This window comes from Pseudomonas sp. B8(2017) (genome assembly GCF_002113575.1).
GTDB classification, from domain to species: domain Bacteria; phylum Pseudomonadota; class Gammaproteobacteria; order Pseudomonadales; family Pseudomonadaceae; genus Aquipseudomonas; species Aquipseudomonas putida_Z.
This window is the reverse complement of the sequence record NZ_NEIO01000004.1, coordinates 107683-126161: the sequence shown is the minus strand read 5'-3', so window position 1 is coordinate 126161 and position 18479 is coordinate 107683. Positions and strand designations below refer to the sequence as shown.

The following is an 18479-nucleotide window of genomic DNA, read 5'->3' as shown; positions in this document are numbered from 1 at the left end:
AAGAGCCTGGGTCCTGTTCTGGCCCGGCTCAATGCCCTGCCGACGCCGGCCCCGCCTTGGCGGTAAAGGGCGGTTTGGCGAACCACACCAGCAGGATCAGCGCGGCAAACACCCAGGTCATCAGGGTGAAGTAGTCCACCGTCGACATCATGTACGCCTGCCCGTTGAGTATCTGCTCCAGCTGCGCATAGCTTTGCGGGCTGGCCCCGCCCAGCTGCTCCAGGGTATGCCGCGTGGCCGGGTCGAACTGGCTGATGTGCTCGCTCAGGTAGGCATGGTGCTGGTCCGCCCGGCGAATCCAGATCCAGGTGGTCAGCGACGCCGCGAAACTGCCGCCCAAGGTACGCAGGAAGGTCGCCAGGCCCGAGCCATCGGCAATCTGCTGCGGTGGCAGGTCGGACAGCAGGATGCTCAAGGTCGGCATGAAGAACAGCGCCACGCCAATGCCCATGAACAGCTGCACCAGCGCCACATGCTGGAAGTCCACCTCGCTGGTGAACCCGGCACGCATGTAGCAGCTGCTGCCGATCGCCAGGAACGCCAGCCCGGCCAGCACACGCAGGTCGAAGCGGTGCGCGTACTTGCCCACGAACGGCGACATGAGCACCGGCAACAGGCCGATCGGCGCCACCGCCAGGCCGGCCCAGGTAGCGGTATAGCCCATCTGCGTCTGCAGCCACTGCGGCAGGATCAGGTTGATGCCGAAGAACCCGGCATAGCCCCCCACCAACACGATGGTGCCGACGCGGAAGTTGCGGTGCGCGAACAGGCGCAGGTTGACCACCGGGTGACGGTCGGTCAGTTCCCAGATCACGAACACCGCCAAAAACACCAGCGAGATCAGGCTGCCGACAATGATGAACGACGACTCGAACCAGTCCAGGTCATTGCCTTTGTCCAGCACCACCTGCAAGGCGCCAACGCCGATGACCAGCGTCAGCAGGCCGATGTAGTCCATCGGCTGGCGGCTGGTGACCACCGGCCGGGTGCGCATCTGCTGGCGCACCACGGCGGCGGCGAACAGGCCGATGGGCACGTTGATGAAGAAGATCCACGGCCAGCTGTAGCTGTCGGTGATCCAGCCCCCGAGAATCGGCCCGGCAATCGGCGCCACCACCGTGACCATCGCCAGCAGCGCCAGGGCCATGCCGCGCTTGGCCGGCGGGTAGACGGCAATCAGCAAGGTCTGGGTCATCGGGTACAACGGCCCGGCCACCACGCCCTGCAACACGCGAAAACCGACCAGTTCCGGCATCGACTGGGCGATACCGCACAGGAACGAGGCCAGCACGAACAGCAGAGTGGCCCAGATGAACAGCTTCACCTCGCCAAACCGCCGGCTGAGCCAGCCGGTCAGCGGCAAGGCGATGGCGTTGCTCACCGCGAACGAAGTGATGACCCAGGTGCCCTGCTCGTAGCTCACCCCCAGGTTGCCGGAAATGGTCGGCAAGGCCACGTTGGCGATGGTGGTGTCGAGCACCTGCATGAACGTCGCCAGTGACAGGCCGATGGTGGTCAGCAGCAGGCTCGGTGGCGTGAACTGGGCAGCAGCGTTGTTGCTCATCGCTGGGCCGTCTTGCCGGTTGCGCTGTTTTCGTGGATCAGCCGGGCGATCAGGTTGTCGGCTTCGACCAGCTGGCGGTCATACACCTGGGTGGTGTAGCTGGCCTGCTGCGGTGGCTGCTGGGCCAGGGCCGGGCCGCTCTGGTCGTGCAGGTCGACCTCGACCACGGTGGACAGGCCGATGCGCAGCGGGTGGTCCTTGAGCTGGTCGGGGCTGAGGTGGATGCGTACTGGCACGCGCTGGACGATCTTGATCCAGTTACCGGTGGCATTCTGCGCCGGCAACAGGGCGAAGGCGCTGCCGGTGCCGGCGCCAAGGCTGTCGACCGTGCCGCTGTACCTGACCTCGCTGCCGTACAGGTCGGCGCTGATCTGCACCGGCTGGCCGATACGCATGTCGCGCAGCTGGGTTTCCTTGAAGTTGGCGTCGATCCACACCTGGTCCAGCGGGATCACCGCCATGGTTGCGGTGCCCGGTTGCAGGCGCTGGCCCAGCTGCACGGTACGCTTGGCGACGTAGCCGGTGACCGGTGCCACCAGGGTGGTGCGGGCATGGTCGAGGTAGGCCTGGCGCAGGTCGGCGGCGGCGGCCATCACCTCGGGGTGCGAGGACACCACGGTGTCGTCGACCAGCGCGCTGCTGGTGCTGAGCTGCTGGCGCGCACTGTTGACGGCAGCCTCGGCCACGCTCAGGTCATCGCGGGCATGGGACAATTCTTCCGCGGCAATCGCACCGCTGTCGGCCAGCACCTTGCGCCGGTTGAAGTCCTGGCGGGCCTTGCGCAGCTCGGCCTGGCGGGTTTCCAGCTGCGCCTTGAGCGCGCCGACGTTGCTGTACAACCCGCGCACCTGGCGCACGCTGCGCGCCAGTTTGGCTTCGGCGGACTGCAAGGCCACCTGGCTGTCGGCCGGGTCGAATTGCAGCAATACCTGGCCGGCGTGGACCAGGTCGCCGTCATCGGCACCGATGCTGGTGACGGTGCCGGTGACCAGCGGGGTGATCTCTACCACGTTGCCGTTGACGTAGGCATCGTCGGTGCTTTCGTGCCAGCGCCCGACCAGGCTGTACCAGGCCCAGGCACCGACGCCGGCAAGGATCAGCAGCAACACCAGGCCAAGCAGCCAGGCCTTGCGCTTGCGCGACGGTTCGGGCGCGGCGGAGGGAGTCGGGGTGTCTGCGGGAGTGGCCATGACAATACCTTGGATAATTCGTGACAGGGTTCAACGATCGCCGAAGCGGCGGATCGTCAACGGGTCGCCGGCAGCGAGCAGGACCTTGGCCAGCAGGCCTTCCAGGGTCTCGAGCTCTTCGGCTGCCAGCGCGCCGCACAACTCGTTCATGGCCGCCGCGCCGATTTCCGGCAGGCGGTCAGCCAGGCGCTGGCCATCGGCGGTAAGGGCCAGGCGCACCTGGCGACGGTCGTCGGCGCAGCGGTTGCGCACGATCAGCTCCTTCTGCTCGAGGCGGTCGAGCATGCGGGTCATCGACCCGCTGTCCAGGCCCAGGTAGCGGCACAGCTCGGCCGGGGTGTCCACCTGGTACTGGGTGACGATGATCAGCACCTTGAACTGCGCGGCGGTGACGCCTTCGGATTCGAGGTGCCAGTCGAGAATGCGGTCCTTGAGGATCGCCGCGCGGCCAAGCAGCATGCCGATGGCGCAGGTCTGGAAGTTTTCGGGGGAGAAATGGGCCATCGGAGGCTGCTCGGGTAATTGTGTAAAAATATTACTGCCTAGGCAGTGAATGTCAAAGCTTTGATTAGGTTGCTATGGAAAATTTCATGAATTGCTTAAGCACACCTAAAACCTGCGCGCCCTTGTGGGAGCGGGCATGCCCGCGAACACGGGCGAAGCCCGTGCCATCCTCCGCGGTGCCTGCTTCGCGGGCACGCCCGCTCCCACAGGGAACTGTGACTGCTGTCACTGCCGCAATCGCAGGCCCAGTGCCTCCACCGCCCCGCAGGCTATGGCCATGCCCACCAACTCCGCCAGGCTATCGGCCTGCAACCGCTTCATCACCCGCCCCCGGTACAGGTCCACCGTCTTCACGCTCACCCCCAGCCGCTCGGCAATCTCGCGGTTGCTCAACCCTTGGGCCAACGGCACGAACACATCGCGCTCGCGCGGTGTCAGGCCATCGATGCGCAGCTGCACCTCGGCCAGCGCCTGGTCGTCCTGGCGTGCCCGCCCGGCGCTCTCCAGCGCAGCCTGTACGCTGTCGAGCAGCAACTGGTCGTTGTAGGGCTTTTCGATGAAGTCGCAGGCGCCGGCCTTGAATGCCCGCACCACGATCGGCACATCGGCATGGCCGCTGACGAAGATCACCGGCAACCCCAGGCCACGCTCGCGCATCGCCTGCTGCACCGCCAACCCGCCCAGCCCAGGCATGCGCACATCCAGCAGCACACAGGCCGGCCCATCGTCGACGCAGGCATCGAGAAACGCCTGCCCGCCGGCGAACGGCAAGGCCTGCAAGCCCACCGACTGCAGCAGCCACACCGTCGAGTCGCGCATACCCTGGTCGTCATCGACCACATACACTTTCGCTTGCACCGCCATCTCCCCTTATCCCCTGCTGACCGCCAGGCGGCAGCACAGTACCAGACCGCCATTGTCACCGGCTCGCGCCCACAGGCTGCCGCCAAAGCCCTCGATCAGGCTGCGGCTCATGCTCAGGCCAAGGCCCAGGCCGTCGGCCTTGCTGGTGGTGAACGGCGTGAAGATTTCATCCAGGCGCTCGGGCGCCACGCCCGGGCCCTGGTCGGCCACCTCGACCAGCACGCCATCGCCATCGCGCGCGGCGCCCAGCAGGATACGTGACGGCCGCTCGCCATGCTGCTCGCGGTTGGCATCGATGGCGTTGCGCAACAGGTTCAACAGCACCTGCTCCAGCAGTACCCGGTCGGCATACACCAAGGGCAACTGCGCGCTCATGCGCAACTCGACTACCACCTGGTCACGCGCGGCCTCCCAGGCGCACAGGCGCATGGCTTCGCCGGCCACCTCGGCCACGTCCAGCGCCTGCAGGCGGCGTGGCCCTTTGCGCAGGAAGGCGCGCAGGCGGCGGATCACTTCGGCGGCATGGGTGGCCTGTTCGCTGATGCGTTGCAGGCCCTGCCCCACCCGCTCGCGGGCCTGCGGGTCGCGCTCCAGGCCCTGCAGGTAGCGCTGGCTGGCGTTGGCATAGTTGACCACTGCGGCCAACGGCTGGTTGATCTCGTGGGCAATGCCCGAAGCCAGCTCGCCCAAGGTGGCCAAGCGGGCACTGTGCGCCAGGCTTTCCTGGGCTTCGATGCGCAGGGTGATGTCGCGGGACACGCTGACCACCTCCACCACCGCGCCGGTGTAGGTTTCGCGGATGGCCCGGCTGGCGATCTCGAACCAGCGGTAGCCGCCTGCGGCCTGGCGCACCCGGCAGGTCATGGTGTGGTAGCCGTCCTGGTCCAGCGCGGCGGCGGCCTGGCGCAGCACCTGCCGGCGCTCGCGCGGGTGCAGCAAGGTATGCACGGCCATGCCGCGCAGCTGCTCGGGCCACAGGCCAAGCAGGCGGAATGCCGCCGGCGAGGCATCGAGGAAACGGCCATCGGGGCTATGCCGGGAGATCAGGTCGGTGGTGTTCTCGATGATCAGCCGGTACAGGCGCCGGGCGCGGCTGGCCTCGCGTGCGCCATGGCGCTCGTCGCTGGCATCGCGGCCACGCGCCAGCACTTGCTGGCCCTGGTCGTCAGGGATGAAGCTCCACAGCACGATGCGTTCGCCGACCTGCACCTCGACATCGGCGATCGCCCGGCGCTGGCGCAGGCAGGCGCGCACCAGTGAGGCGCAGTTGCCCGGCAGCCAGCTGGCCAGTGCCGGGCCTTCATCGACCCAGGCCTGCAGCGCCGGGTTGAGTGCCAGCGGCCTGGCGTCGCCGGCCAGCATCAGGCTGGGTTGCGGGTCCTTGGCGAGCAAGGGATAGGCAGTGTTGTCCACGGTAGGCGGCTCGTTGTTATAGTAGTTTTACTATATTGCTATAGTCGATATTCCTAATACCATAGCGACTCGCGTAAAACTGCGACAAGGGGGAGCGGCCCACCGTCCGCCTCCCTGCACCCTGAACAGAGCTAACAATCAGCCACCGGGGGTCAAGCGCACAGGTTGTGCCTGCCTCCTCTACAGGATTACCGCATGTCGATCTATGCCCAGGGCCTGATGCCCGCTGCCGTCAACCATGTCGCCCTCACCCCGCTGAGTTTCATCGAACGCACCGCTGCCGTATATGGCGATTATCCGGCGGTGATCCACGGTGCCATCCGCCGCAACTGGCAGCAGACCTACCAACGCTGCCGACGCCTGGCCAGCGCCCTGGTGGGCCGGGGTATCGGCCGTGGCGACACCGTGGCGGTGATGTTGCCCAACATTCCGGCCATGCTCGAAGCCCATTTTGGCGTGCCCATGACCGGCGCCGTGCTCAATACCCTGAACGTACGCCTGGACGCCGAGGCCATCGCCTTCATGCTGCAGCATGGCGAGGCCAAGGTACTGATCACCGACCGCGAGTTCCACAGCGTCATCGAGGTGGCCCTGGCCTTGCTCGAGCACCCGCCATTGGTGGTGGATGTGGATGACCCGGAGTACGGCGAAGGCCGTGCGGTCAGCGAACTGGATTATGAGGCGTTCCTCGCCGAAGGCGACCCGGACTTTGCCTGGGAATGGCCCGATTACGAGTGGCAGGCGATCTCGCTCAACTACACCTCCGGCACCACCGGCAACCCCAAGGGCGTGGTCTACCACCACCGTGGCGCTTACCTGAACGCCCTGGGCAACCAGATGGTCTGGGGCATGGGCCATCGCCCGGTGTACCTGTGGACCCTGCCGATGTTCCACTGCAACGGCTGGTGCTACCCGTGGACCATCACCGCGCTGGCCGGCACCCATGTGTTCCTGCGCCGGGTCGACCCGCAGAAGATCCTGACCCTGATCCGCGAGCACCGGGTCAGCCACCTGTGCGGCGCGCCGATCGTGCTCAACGCCCTGGTCAACATGCCCGAGGCGGCCAAGGCGGCCATCGAGCACCCGGTGCAGGCCATGGTCGCCGGCGCCGCGCCACCCGCCAAGGTCATCGGCGCCGTGGAAGAGATGGGCATACAGGTCACCCACACCTACGGCCTGACCGAAGTCTACGGCCCGGTGACCGTGTGTGCCTGGCATGACGAATGGGATGAGCTGTCGCTGGAAGAGCGCGCACGGATCAAGTCCCGCCAGGGCGTGCGCTACCCGACCCTCGACGGCCTGATGGTCGCCGACCCGCAAACCCTCGAGCCGGTGCCGCGCGACGGCGACACCCTGGGCGAGATCTTCATGCGCGGCAACACGGTGATGAAGGGCTACCTGAAGAACCCCGAGGCCACCGTCGAAGCCTTCCGTGGCGGCTGGTTCCACACCGGTGACCTGGCCGTGTGGCACGCCGACGGCTATGTCGAGATCAAGGACCGGCTCAAGGACATCATCATTTCCGGTGGCGAGAACATCTCCACCATCGAGGTCGAGGACGCCCTGTACAAGCACCCGGCGGTGATGGAAGCCGCGGTGGTAGCGCGCCCGGATGAAAAATGGGGGGAAACCCCGTGCGCCTTCGTTGCCCTCAAGCCGGGCCGCGAAGACACCCGCGAAGCCGACATCACCAGCTGGTGCCGCGAGCACCTGGCCGGGTTCAAGGTGCCGAAGACCGTGGTGTTCGGCGAACTGCCCAAGACCTCCACCGGCAAGATCCAGAAGTACGTGCTGCGCGACCGGGCCAAAGCCCTCTGATCCAGTGGTGGCCTCTTCGCGGGCATGCCCGCTCCCACAGGGACTGCACCGGCCTCGAACCCTGTGCTTTACCTGTGGGAGCGGGCGTGCCCGCGAAGAGGCCAGCCCATGTTTCCATTATTCCAAGAGCCCCCGATGACCACCTACACAGCCCCCCTGCGCGACATGCGCTTCGTCCTGCATGATGTGTTCAACGCCCCGGCCCTGTGGGCCCGCCTGCCTGCCCTGGCCGAGCGCATCGACGCCGATACCGCCGATGCCATCCTCGAGGAAGCAGCCAAAGTCACCGGCCAGCTGATTGCCCCGCTCAGCCGCAACGGTGACGAGCAAGGCGTGCGCTTTGCCGCAGGCGAAGTCACTACCCCTGACGGCTTCCGCGAGGCCTGGCACACCTACCGCGAAGGCGGTTGGGTCGGCCTGGGCGGCAACCCCGAACATGGCGGCATGGGCATGCCGAAAATGCTCGGTGTGCTGTTCGAAGAAATGCTCTACGCCGCCGATTGCAGCTTCAGCCTGTATTCGGCGTTGAGCGCCGGCAGCTGCCTGGCGATAGACGCCCACGCCAGCGAAACGCTCAAGGCCACCTACCTGCCGCCCCTGTACGAAGGCCGCTGGGCCGGCACCATGTGCCTCACCGAACCCCATGCCGGCACCGACCTGGGGCTGATCCGCAGCCGCGCCGAGCCCCAGGCCGACGGCAGCTATCGCATCAGCGGCAGCAAGATCTTCATTACCGGCGGCGAACAGGACCTGACCGAGAACATCGTCCACCTGGTGCTGGCCAAGCTGCCGGATGCACCCACCGGTGCCAAGGGCATCTCGCTGTTCCTGGTGCCCAAGTACCTGGTCGAGGCCGATGGCCGCCTGGGCGCGCGCAACGCCGCCCATTGCGGCTCGATCGAACACAAGATGGGCATCAAGGCCTCGGCCACCTGCGTGATGAACTTCGATGGTGCCGTCGGCTACCTGGTGGGCGAACCGAACAAGGGCCTGGCGGCGATGTTCACCATGATGAACTACGAGCGCCTGTCCATCGGCATCCAGGGCATCGGTTGTGCCGAGGCGTCCTACCAGAGCGCCGCCCGCTACGCCAACGAACGCCTGCAAAGCCGCGCCGCCAGCGGCCCGCAGGCACAGGACAAGGCTGCCGACCCGATCATCCACCACGGCGATGTGCGGCGCATGCTGCTGACCATGCGCACCCTCACCGAAGGTGGGCGGGCGTTTGCCGCCTACGTCGGCCAGCAACTGGACCTGGCGCGCTACGCCGAAGACGCTGGCGAGCGCGAGCATGCGCAGCGCCTGGTGGCGCTGCTGACGCCGGTGGCCAAGGCGTTCTTCACCGACAACGGCCTGGAAAGCTGCGTGCTCGGCCAGCAGGTGTATGGCGGCCATGGCTACATTCGCGAATGGGGCCAGGAGCAGCGGGTGCGCGACGTGCGCATCGCGCAGATCTACGAAGGCACCAACGGCATCCAGGCCCTCGACCTGCTCGGGCGCAAGGTGCTGGCCGACGGTGGCCAGGCACTGGCCAGCTTTGCCGCCGAGGTGCGGGCCTTCAGCGTGGATGCGCCGCTGCACCGTGAAGCCCTGCAAGCGAGCCTGGCGCGGCTGGAGGCCACCAGCGCCTGGCTGCGGGCGCGGGCCGGCGAGGATGCCAACCTGGTCAGCGCGGTGGCGGTGGAATACCTGCAGCTGTTCGGGCTGACTGCGTATGCCTACATGTGGGCGCGGATGGCGGCGGTGGCATTGGCCAGGCGTGACGAGGATGCCGCGTTTCATGGGGCCAAGCTTGCGTGTGCGGAGTTCTTCTTCCAGCGGGTCTTGCCGCGGGGGTTGGGGTTGGAGGCCAGTATCCGGGCGGGTAGTGGCAGCCTGTATGGTTTGGAGGCGGCGCAGTTCTGATGAGCTGCTGGGGGCGCTGTGCGCCCCTTTCGCGACACAAGGCCGCTCCCACAGGTATCGCACCAACCCATCGGGCAGCGCTGTACCTGTGGGAGCGGCCTTGTATCGCGATGGGCTGCAAGGCAGCCCCAACGATTTCAGCCATTGTTTTACCTGCGCGAAGGGTTCTCAAACGCTGGAAAACCATCACCAATCCGACGAAAACCGGCACAACTGATAGTCATTCGCCATTACCTCGGTTCTCGGGAGCCCTCCAGCAAGGGTAGAATGCGCAAAACCCGGAGCCGCAATGAACCACGACCGCCTCAATCCCAGCCCAGACGATGCCATCACCGACGCCGCCGCGCACTGGTGCATGCGCCTGCACGCCGAAGATTGCACGGCGGGCGAGCGCGAGGCGTTCGCCCGCTGGCTGGCGGCCGACCCGCGGCATGCCGAGGAATACCAGGCGATGCTGGAAATCTGGCAAACCGCCGACCTGCTGCCGCGCAATGCCACAGTCATCGACTTCAACCCGCCCGTGCAAAAGGCCGCGCGCCCGCGCAACTGGCGGCCGCTGGCATCCGCTGCCGCGATCGCCCTGGCGGTGCTGCCGCTGGCCGGCTGGGTGGGCTGGGAACAAGGCTGGCTGCCCAACCACTACCAGCACTTCGAAGCCGGCGCGCACATGCAGACCGTGCAGCTGAGCGACGGCAGCACGGTGCAGCTCAACCTCAACACCGAGTTCACCTACCTCAACTACAAGGACCAGCGCCAGGTCACGCTCAAGCGTGGCGAGGCGTTCTTCAAGGTGCAGCACGACAGCAGCCACCCGTTCATCGTGCATGCCGGTCGCGGCCAGACCCGCGTCACCGGCACCCAGTTCAACGTGTGGAAGTACCAGGACCAGGTCAAGGTCACCCTGGTGGAGGGTTCGGTACTGGTATCCAGCGACGGCAGCGCCGGTGGCTACCGCCTGGGCCCGGGGATGCAGGCCAGCTATCACAAGGGCGACTTCGAGCCGCAACTGGAGCAGAGCGACGACTACGGCAACAGCCTGGCCTGGCGCGACGGCAAGCTGGTGCTCGACAACCTGAGCCTGGAACAGGCCCTGCCAATTATCAACCGCTACCTCGACGCACCGCTGTTGCTGGCCGACGCCAGCACCGGCCGCATCCGCATCAGCGGTATCTACAACACCCGTGAGGTGGGGCGCCTGGTCAACAACCTGCCCAAGGTGCTGCCGGTCTACCTGACCCGCAGCAAGGACGGCAGCACCGTGCTCAACCGCATCTCACCGCCGCCCGACAAGGGCTGACGCCCTCCCCCTACAGCGTCATCGCCGCCAACCAGCCGAACGCCAGCAGTGGCAGGTTGTAGTGGATGAAGGTGGGCACCACGGTGTCCCAGATATGGTGGTGCTGGCCATCCACGTTCAACCCCGAGGTCGGGCCCAGGGTCGAGTCCGAGGCAGGCGAGCCGGCGTCGCCCAGGGCACCAGCGGTACCAACGATGCACACGGTGGCCAGCGGGTCGAAGCCCAGCTGCACGCACAGCGGCACGAAGATCGCGGCCAGGATCGGCACGGTGGAAAACGACGAGCCGATGCCCATGGTCACCAGCAGGCCCACCAGCAGCATCAGCAAGGCACCGACGCCCTTGCTGTGGTCGATCCACTGCGCCGAGGTTTCCACCAGGCTCTTCACCTCACCGGTGGCCTTCATCACGTCGGCAAAGCCCGAGGCGGCAATCATGATGAAACCGATCATGGCCATCATCTTCATGCCTTCGGTGAACAGGTCGTCAGTGTCCTTCCAGCGCACGATGCCCGACAGCGAGAAGATCAGGAAGCCGACCATGGCGCCGATGATCATCGAATCCAGCCACAACTGGACGATGAACGCCGAGGCAATCGCCAGCCCGGCCACCAGCAGGGTCAGCGGGTTGTACTGCACGCTCACCTGCTCCACCTGCTCGATGCGCGCCAGGTCGTAGTCACGCTTCTTGCGGTAACTGATGAATACCGCCAGCAACAGGCCAGCCAGCATGCCGGCTGCCGGGATGGCCATGGCGTGGGTGACATTCACGCCACTCACGTCGACACCCGCGCGGGCAACGTTGGCCAGCAGGATTTCGTTGAGGAAGATGTTGCCAAAGCCCACCGGCAGGAACATGTACGGGGTGATCAGGCCGAAGGTGATCACGCAGGCGATCAGCCGGCGGTCGATGCGCAGGCGGGTCAGCACGTACAGCAGCGGTGGCACCAGCAAGGGGATGAAGGCGATGTGGATAGGCAGGATGTTCTGCGACGACACCGCCACCACCAGCATCAGGCCGACCAGCAACCATTTGACCTTGCCGCCATTGGCATGGCCCTGGCGGTCGATCATGGCCAGGGCGCGGTCGGCCAGGGCATGGGCCAGGCCGGACTTGGCGATGGCCACGGCAAAGGCGCCCAACAGTGCATAGGACAGGGCCACCGTGGCCCCGCCGCCGAGGCCGCCGTTGAAGGCCTTGAGCGTACCCTCGATACCCAGGCCGCCCACCAGCCCACCGGCCAGGGCCCCGATGATCAGGGCGATGACCACGTGCACGCGGGACAGGCTGAGTATCAGCATGATGCCGACCGCGGCGATCACTGCATTCATGGTTGGCTTACCTCATTGCGACAGAAAAAAAGCGCGCACTCTGAAGCAGTGGGCAGCAGATGTCAAAAGCGCCATGTTGCGGCGGATTACCAACGCCTCGCGCGGCCTGCGGATTAAATTGAACGTTTGAATAAAGAAAAGCCCGCGCCAGCCGACACATTCGTCAGCCACACTCTTATTACAAGGGACCCACCCCCATGCCTTTGCGACAACTTTCCATCCAGTGGAAGATCACCCTGCTCGCCGGTCTCTGCCTGGCCGGCATCGTCACCCTGCTCGTCGGCCTGTCGCTGTACCGCATGGACCACAGCTCGGACCTGGTCAAGGCCAGCAGCATGCAGATGCTGACCGAGTCGGCGCAGTCGCGCATCGAGTCGCAGGGCGAGGTGCAGGCGCTGAACATCCGCCGCCAGTTCATGGACGCCTACCAGTACGGCGCCGGTTTCGCCCGCCAGGTGCTGTTCCTGCGCGAGCAGGCGGAAAAGCGCTTTCTCGATGCCTTCGACCTGCGCGAGGACATGACCCGCCAGGTGCGCGCCGCCCTGCAGGCCAACCCTGAGCTGCTCGGCCTGTCGCTGGTGTTCGAGCCCAACGCCCTGGACAACAAGGACAGCCTGTTCGCCGGCAAGCCGGAACTGGGCAGCAACGAAACCGGGCGCTTCGCCCTGTACTGGTCGCAGCCGCGTGTCGGCCAGCTGACGGCCATGGCCCTGCCCGAGCATGACATGGCCAACACCGAGATCGGCCCCAGCGGCCAGCCAGCCAATACCTGGTGGGTGTGCCCGCGCACATCCGGCAAGGTGTGCGTGGTGGAGCCCTACTTCTACGACATCGATGGCCAGCAGGTGCTGATGACCAGCATCGTCTTCCCGCTGGCAGTCGACGGCAAAGTGATCGCCACCCTGTCCATCGACATCAACCTCAACAGCCTGCAGGCCCTGAGCCAGGAGGCCAGCCGCAGCCTGTACGAAGGCCGCACCACGGTCGGCATCCTCAGCCCGGTCGGCCTGCTGGCCGGCTACAGCGCCGACGCCAGCAAGCTGGCCCAGCGCTTCGACCAGGTCGATACCGCCAAAGGTGCCGAACTGGTGCGCAAGCTGGCCGACGGCAAGATGACCATCGTGCACGACCAGCAGCGCCTGAAAGTGCTGGCCGCGTTCCGGCCGATTCCGGATGCCCAGCCCTGGGGCGTGCTGCTGGATGTGCCGGAAAACGCCCTGACCGGGCCGGCCGAAGCGCTGAAACAGGAACTGGACGCGCTGAACACCAGCGGCACCCTGCTGGAGCTTGGCCTGGGCCTGGCGGCGGCGATTGCCGGCCTGCTGATGGTGTGGCTGATGGCCCGCGGCGTTACCCGGCCGATCCTCGGCGTGGCAAGCATGCTCAAGGACATCGCCAGCGGCGAAGGTGACCTGACCCGCCGCCTGACCTACCAGAAGCAGGACGAACTGGGCGAACTGGCCGGCTGGTTCAACCGCTTCCTCGACAAACTGCAGCCGACCATCGCCGAGGTCAAACGCTCGGTGCAGGCTGCCCGTGGCACCGCCGACCAGTCTTCGGCAATTGCCACCCAGACCAGCGCCGGCATGGAGCAGCAGTACCGCCAGGTCGACCAGGTGGCCACTGCCTCGCACGAGATGAGTGCCACCGCCCAGGACGTCGCCCGCAGCGCCGCCCAGGCCGCGCAGGCCGCCCGCGACGCCGACCAGGCCACCCGCGAAGGCCTGGCGGTGATCGACCGCACCACCCACAGCATCGATGCCCTGGCCGCCGACATGAGCAACGCCATGGCCGAGGTGGAGGGCCTGGCGCAGAACAGCGAGAAGATCGGTTCGGTGCTGGAGGTGATCCGCTCGATCGCCGAGCAGACCAACCTGCTGGCGCTCAATGCCGCCATCGAGGCGGCCCGTGCCGGTGAAGCCGGCCGTGGCTTTGCCGTGGTCGCGGACGAGGTGCGCAACCTGGCCCAGCGTACCCAGGAATCGGTGGAAGAAACCCGCCAGGTGATCGAGGCTTTGCAGAGCGGCACCCGCGAAGTGGTCGGGGCCATGGACAACAGCCACCGCCAGGCCCAGGGCGGCGTGCAGCAGGTTGGCCAGGCCGTCACCGCGCTGCAGCGCATCGGCCAGGCAGTGACGGTGATCACCGACATGAACCTGCAGATCGCCTCGGCCGCCGAGGAGCAAAGCGCAGTGGCCGAGGAAATCAACAGCAACGTGGCAACCATCCGTGATGTCACCGAATCGCTGTCGGGTCAGGCCAACGAGTCGGCGCGCGTAAGCCAGTCGCTGAACAGCCTGGCCAACCAGCAACAGGCGCTGATGGACCAGTTCCGCGTCTGAGTCACTTGCAGGCCGCTGCCAATCGCGTGCAGCGGCCTTCCTGCCGGGCCTGGAGCCGGTCGTCTACACTTGCGGCAACTCAGTAGCGCCACTCCAAGAGGCCCCATGAAAAAGATTCCGACGTTGCTGGCCGGCCTGCTGCTCGCCGTCGGCCTGGCCAGCACCGACAGCGCCGCCTCGGCAGAACGCAGCGAGCCCATCCACTTTGGCGCCATCGGCTGGGAAAGCGGCGCACTCACCACCGAAATCCTGCGCCTGATCGTCGAGCGCGGGTATGGCTACCCCACCGACACCCTGCCCGGCAGTACGGTCAGCATGGAAGTGGCGCTCGCACGCAACGACCTGCAAGTAATCGCCGAGGAATGGGCCGGGCGCAGTCCGGCTTGGGTCAAGGCAGAACAGGCCGGCCAGGTGTTCGCCTTGGGCGACACGGTCAAGAACGCCGAAGAAGGCTGGTGGGTGCCGGCCTACGTGATCGAAGGCGATGCGGCACGCAAGCTGGAACCCGTGGCGCCGGAATTGCGCAGCGTCGAGGACCTCAAGCGTTACCCGCAGGTGTTCCGCGACCCCGAGTCACCCGGCAAAGGGCGTTTTCTGAATAGCCCCAGCGGCTGGACATCCGAAACCGTCAACAGCCAGAAACTCAAGGCCTACGGGCTGAATGATCTGTATACCAACTTCCGCAGTGGCTCCGGGGCTGCAATGGATGCCGAAATCGGCTCAGCCATCCGCCGTGGCCAGCCGGTGCTGTTCTACTACTGGAACCCGACCCCTTTGATGGGGCGTTACAAGCTCATACGCCTGCAAGAGCCGCCGTTCGATGCCCAGGCCTGGGCCACCCTCACCGATGCCGGCAACCCCGAGCCCAAGGGCAGCAGCTCGCTGCCGGCCAAGTTGTCGATTGGCGTATCCAAGGCCTTTCGCGAGGGCTACCCGGAGCTGGTGAGCGTGTTCGAGCGGGTCGACCTGCCCATCGACCGACTGAACAGCGCACTGGCCGACATGAGCGAAAAGCGCACGCCGCCCCGCGACGCTGCCCTCACCTTCCTGCGCGATAACCGCGAGGTGTGGAAAGCCTGGTTGCCTGCGGACATTGCCAGCAAGGTCGAGGGCAGCCTGTGAGCGGCGGCTTCCCCCAAGCCCTGCAATTCTCCTTTGCCGACAGCGTCAACCGCCTGGTCGACTGGCTGGTGCTGCATTACGGCGATCACCTGCGCAGCGTCTCGGACCAGTTGCTGCAACTGCTGGTCGGCCTGGAAACCCTGCTGCGCCTGCTGCCGTGGTGGCTGCTGCTGTTGCTGATCGGGCTGCTGGCCTGGCATGCCAGCCGCAGCGTACTGCGCAGCGCGGTACTGGTGGCGCTGCTGGCCCTGATCGGCATGCTCGGGTTGTGGGACAAACTGCTGCAGACCATGGCGTTGGTGCTGGTCAGTACCGGCCTCTGCGTGCTGGTGGGCGTGCCGCTGGGCATCCTGCTGGCTGCCCGGCCACTGGCGAAGCGGTTGCTGTTGCCGGTACTGGATGTGATGCAGACCTTGCCGGCCTTCGTTTACCTGATCCCGGTGCTGATGCTGTTCGGCCTGGGCAAGGTGCCCGCCGTGTTCGCCACGCTGATCTATGCCCTGCCACCGCTGGTGCGGCTGACCGAACTGGGCCTGAGCCAGATCGACCCTTCGCTGCTGCAAGCCGCCCATGGCCTGGGGGCCAGCCGCTGGCAGCGGTTGCGGCGCATCGCCCTGCCGCTGGCGCTGCCGAGCATCATGGCCGGGCTCAACCAGTCGGTGATGATGGCCCTGTCGATGGTGGTGGTGGCTTCGATGATTGGCGCCCGCGGGCTGGGCGAGGACGTGCTGTCGGGGATCCAGACCCTGAATGTCGGCCAAGGCGTCGAGGCCGGGCTGGCGATCGTCGCCCTGGCCATGGTAATCGACCGGATCAGCCAGGCTTATGGGCGTGGTGGGCGCTGAGGAGTATTGCCGCTACCAGCCTTTCGCAGCACAAGGCGATTCCCTGTGGGAGCGGGCGTGCCCGCGAATGGCCCAACGCGGTGTATGGCACCGGCTACGCCGGTGTTCGCGGGCTTGCCCGCTCCCACAGGAACCGCGCATTTTCTGAGCCTCGCGCCAAACCTGTGGGAGCTGGCTTGCCGGCGATAGGGCCGGGCCTGACAATGCAGCTCTGTCAGCTTGAAACCGGACCTCACCCGCATGTCCCTCAAAGCCTTGCGCACCCTGGTGACCATCGCCCGCCACGGCACCTTCGCCCGTGCCGCCGACCTGCTCAGCCTCACCCCTTCGGCGGTGAGCCTGCACATCAAGACCCTCGAAGACGAACTGCAGGTGACCTTGTTCGACCGCAGCCGCAGGCAGGTGTCGCTGACCGAAGCCGGCCAGTTGGCGGTGGCCCGCGCCGAGACCATCCTGGCTAGCTATGACGAACTGGCCGACGCCCTGGCCAGCGGCCCGAGCCTGCGCGGCCGCCTGCGCCTGGGGGCGATCCACACGGTGCTGGCGCGGCGCCTGCCCAAGGCGCTGGTGTGGATCAAGGCGCACCATCCGCAGCTGCATGTCAGCGTGGCCTCCGGCATGTCGGCGGAACTGGCACGGCGGGTGGAAGACGGCGAACTCGATGCGGCGATCACCACCGAGCCGGTCAGCCCCTACCCGCAAAGCCTGGACTTCACGCCGTTGTTCGAAGACCGCTTCTGGGCCATCGCCAGCCCCGACCTGGCCGGGCTAAGCGTGCCGCAGTTGCTGGCCAGCCAGCCGTTCCTGCGCTTCGACAAGCGTGCCTGGGCCGGGCGGCAGATCGAGCAGGAGCTGCGCCGCCAGCATCTGCAGGTGAGCGAGCAGATGGAGCTGGACAGCCAGGAAGCACTGGCGCGCATGGCGGTGATGGGCCTGGGCGTGGCAATCATCCCCATGGCCGATGACGACCTGCAACGCTTGCCACCGGCCACCTGCCTGCCGTTTGGCGACCCGCAGCTGACCCGGCGGGTGGTGTTGCTGGAGCATGAGAAGAGCCAGCGGCGGCATTTGAGTGCGGTGCTGAAGACTGCGCTGGAGGCGTGAACAGCACGGCTCGACTTTCTTGTGACTGCACATGACTGGTTGTATTGGCAGGGTCTCTGTGGGAGCGGGCGTGCCCGCGAAGAATTCAACGCGGTGGATGGCACCGGCTGCGCCGGTGTTCGCGGGCACGCCCGCTCCCACAGAGACCACCGCCAGAAACATGCATTTTTCCTCAATGGTCAGTGCAGAAAACAACGTTTTTACAGATCGATCCGCACCAGTAGTCTGTGCCCCGTACCCGACCACGGAACGTCGATCATGCTCCACCTGCTGCTGACTACCCTGCTGCCGATCATCCTGCTGATTGCCCTGGGCACTTTCCTGCGCCTGCGCGGCTTCCTCGCCGATACCTTCTGGCCCGGCGCCGAGCGCCTGAGCTATTACGTACTGCTGCCGTCGCTGTTCCTCCATGGCCTGGCCACCGCCAACCTCGATGGCGTGCCGGTGCTGGGCATGGTCGGCGTGCTGATGCTCTCGACCCTGGCCGGGGCCGTGCTGCTGGTGCTGTACCAGGGCGCAATCAACCACGACGGTGCCGACTTCACCTCGGTGTTCCAGGGCGGCATCCGCTTCAACAACTACATCGGCGCCACCCTTGCAGCGGGTATCTACGGCAGCGCCGGCATCGCCCTGGCGGCGGTGGCCAACGCCGCCATCGTGCCGCTGGTGAACCTGCTTTGCGTGCTGGTGTTCGCCCGCTTCAGCGCACGCCATAGCTCACCGGCCACAGTGCTGCGGGCCATCTTCGCCAACCCCTTGATCGTCGGTTGCGCCGGCGGGTTGCTGCTGCGCGCCAGTGGGCTGGGCCTGCCAGCGGGTATCGAACCCACGGTCAAGGCCCTGGGCCAGGCCGCCCTGCCGCTGGGCCTGCTGTGCGTCGGCGCAGCCCTGGGTGGTGCCCGCCTGGGCCAGCAGGTGCGCCCGCTGATGGCGGCGTCGGCATTCAAGTTCCTGGTCATGCCGCTGACCACCTGGGGCTTGTGCCGCCTGCTTGGCCTGGGTGGCCAGGCAGCGGTGGTGGCGGTGCTGTTCCAGGCACTGCCGACCGCGTCATCTTCCTATGTGATGGCCCGGCAAATGGGCGGTAACGCACCGCTGATGGCCACCATCATCGCCCTGCAGACCGTGTTGGCCGCCGCCACCCTGCCTTTGGTGCTGATGCTCGCGCTTGGCTAGACTGT

General features: G+C 66.3%; 14 protein-coding genes and 1 pseudogene. 9 read left to right on the top strand and 6 right to left on the bottom strand.

Features of this window, described 5'->3' with window-relative positions; all coding sequences use genetic code 11:
• Positions 1–28: 28 nt before the first annotated feature.
• From CAG22_RS08625 to CAG22_RS08605, 5 genes are all read right to left on the bottom strand, one after another.
• Complete coding sequence (locus CAG22_RS08625; RefSeq protein ID WP_085705267.1) at positions 29–1564, bottom strand: DHA2 family efflux MFS transporter permease subunit; 1536 nt, start codon at positions 1562–1564, stop codon at positions 29–31.
• Positions 1561–2754 (bottom strand): HlyD family efflux transporter periplasmic adaptor subunit, encoded by a 1194-nt coding sequence (locus tag CAG22_RS08620; RefSeq protein ID WP_085705265.1) that lies wholly within the window; start codon positions 2752–2754, stop codon positions 1561–1563. Before CAG22_RS08620 ends, CAG22_RS08625 begins: the two co-directional genes overlap by 4 nt.
• 30 nt (positions 2755–2784) lie before the next feature.
• Positions 2785–3258 carry a MarR family winged helix-turn-helix transcriptional regulator gene (locus CAG22_RS08615; protein WP_025338875.1) on the bottom strand — a complete coding sequence of 158 codons (474 nt, stop codon included), beginning with the start codon at positions 3256–3258 and terminating at the stop codon, positions 2785–2787.
• Positions 3259–3483: 225 nt separating this feature from the next.
• A complete protein-coding gene (locus tag CAG22_RS08610) occupies positions 3484–4122 on the bottom strand; it encodes a response regulator transcription factor (RefSeq protein ID WP_085591471.1) in 639 nt (212 codons plus the stop codon).
• Between the two features lie 6 nt (positions 4123–4128).
• Entirely contained in the window at positions 4129–5535 is a 1407-nt protein-coding gene (locus CAG22_RS08605) for a sensor histidine kinase (protein WP_085591473.1), read from the bottom strand.
• 195 nt (positions 5536–5730) lie between these two features.
• On the opposite strand from CAG22_RS08605, the gene CAG22_RS08600 reads away from it, so the two are divergent.
• The 3 genes from CAG22_RS08600 (at position 5731) to CAG22_RS08590 (ending at position 10555) form a co-directional block, all read left to right on the top strand.
• Positions 5731–7353 carry an acyl-CoA synthetase gene (locus CAG22_RS08600; RefSeq protein ID WP_085705263.1) on the top strand — a complete coding sequence of 541 codons (1623 nt, stop codon included), beginning with the start codon at positions 5731–5733 and terminating at the stop codon, positions 7351–7353.
• Positions 7354–7488: 135 nt separating this feature from the next.
• Entirely contained in the window at positions 7489–9258 is a 1770-nt protein-coding gene (locus CAG22_RS08595) for an acyl-CoA dehydrogenase C-terminal domain-containing protein (RefSeq protein WP_085591477.1), read from the top strand.
• Between the two features lie 289 nt (positions 9259–9547).
• The gene (locus CAG22_RS08590; RefSeq protein ID WP_085705261.1) at positions 9548–10555 is read left to right on the top strand and encodes a FecR family protein; all 1008 of its coding nucleotides are present in this window, start codon (positions 9548–9550) and stop codon (positions 10553–10555) included.
• A 10-nt stretch (positions 10556–10565) separates the two neighbouring features.
• Here CAG22_RS08590 and CAG22_RS08585 read toward each other — a convergent pair whose 3' ends face one another.
• A complete protein-coding gene (locus CAG22_RS08585; RefSeq protein WP_025338869.1) occupies positions 10566–11885 on the bottom strand; it encodes a Na+/H+ antiporter family protein in 1320 nt (439 codons plus the stop codon).
• A gap of 197 nt (positions 11886–12082) precedes the next feature.
• Between CAG22_RS08585 and CAG22_RS28955 the strand changes: the two are divergent.
• The 6 genes and pseudogenes from CAG22_RS28955 to CAG22_RS08550 form a co-directional block, all read left to right on the top strand.
• A pseudogene (locus CAG22_RS28955) lies at positions 12083–13369 on the top strand (HAMP domain-containing protein); the annotation flags it as partial.
• A 102-nt stretch (positions 13370–13471) separates the two neighbouring features.
• Positions 13472–14227, top strand: a complete 756-nt coding sequence (locus tag CAG22_RS28950; RefSeq protein WP_371916851.1) for a methyl-accepting chemotaxis protein — start codon at positions 13472–13474, stop codon at positions 14225–14227.
• A gap of 105 nt (positions 14228–14332) precedes the next feature.
• Complete coding sequence (locus tag CAG22_RS08575; RefSeq protein WP_085705257.1) at positions 14333–15349, top strand: ABC transporter substrate-binding protein; 1017 nt, start codon at positions 14333–14335, stop codon at positions 15347–15349.
• On the top strand, positions 15346–16194 hold the full coding sequence (locus tag CAG22_RS08570; protein WP_085705255.1) for a proline/glycine betaine ABC transporter permease: 849 nt from the start codon (positions 15346–15348) through the stop codon (positions 16192–16194). The genes CAG22_RS08575 and CAG22_RS08570 overlap by 4 nt, the downstream gene beginning before the upstream one ends.
• Before the next feature lie 240 nt (positions 16195–16434).
• On the top strand, positions 16435–17298 hold the full coding sequence (locus CAG22_RS08560) for a LysR family transcriptional regulator (RefSeq protein ID WP_085705253.1): 864 nt from the start codon (positions 16435–16437) through the stop codon (positions 17296–17298).
• A 258-nt stretch (positions 17299–17556) separates the two neighbouring features.
• A complete protein-coding gene (locus CAG22_RS08550) occupies positions 17557–18474 on the top strand; it encodes an AEC family transporter (RefSeq protein WP_085591487.1) in 918 nt (305 codons plus the stop codon).
• The last annotated feature ends 5 nt before the right edge of the window (positions 18475–18479 follow it).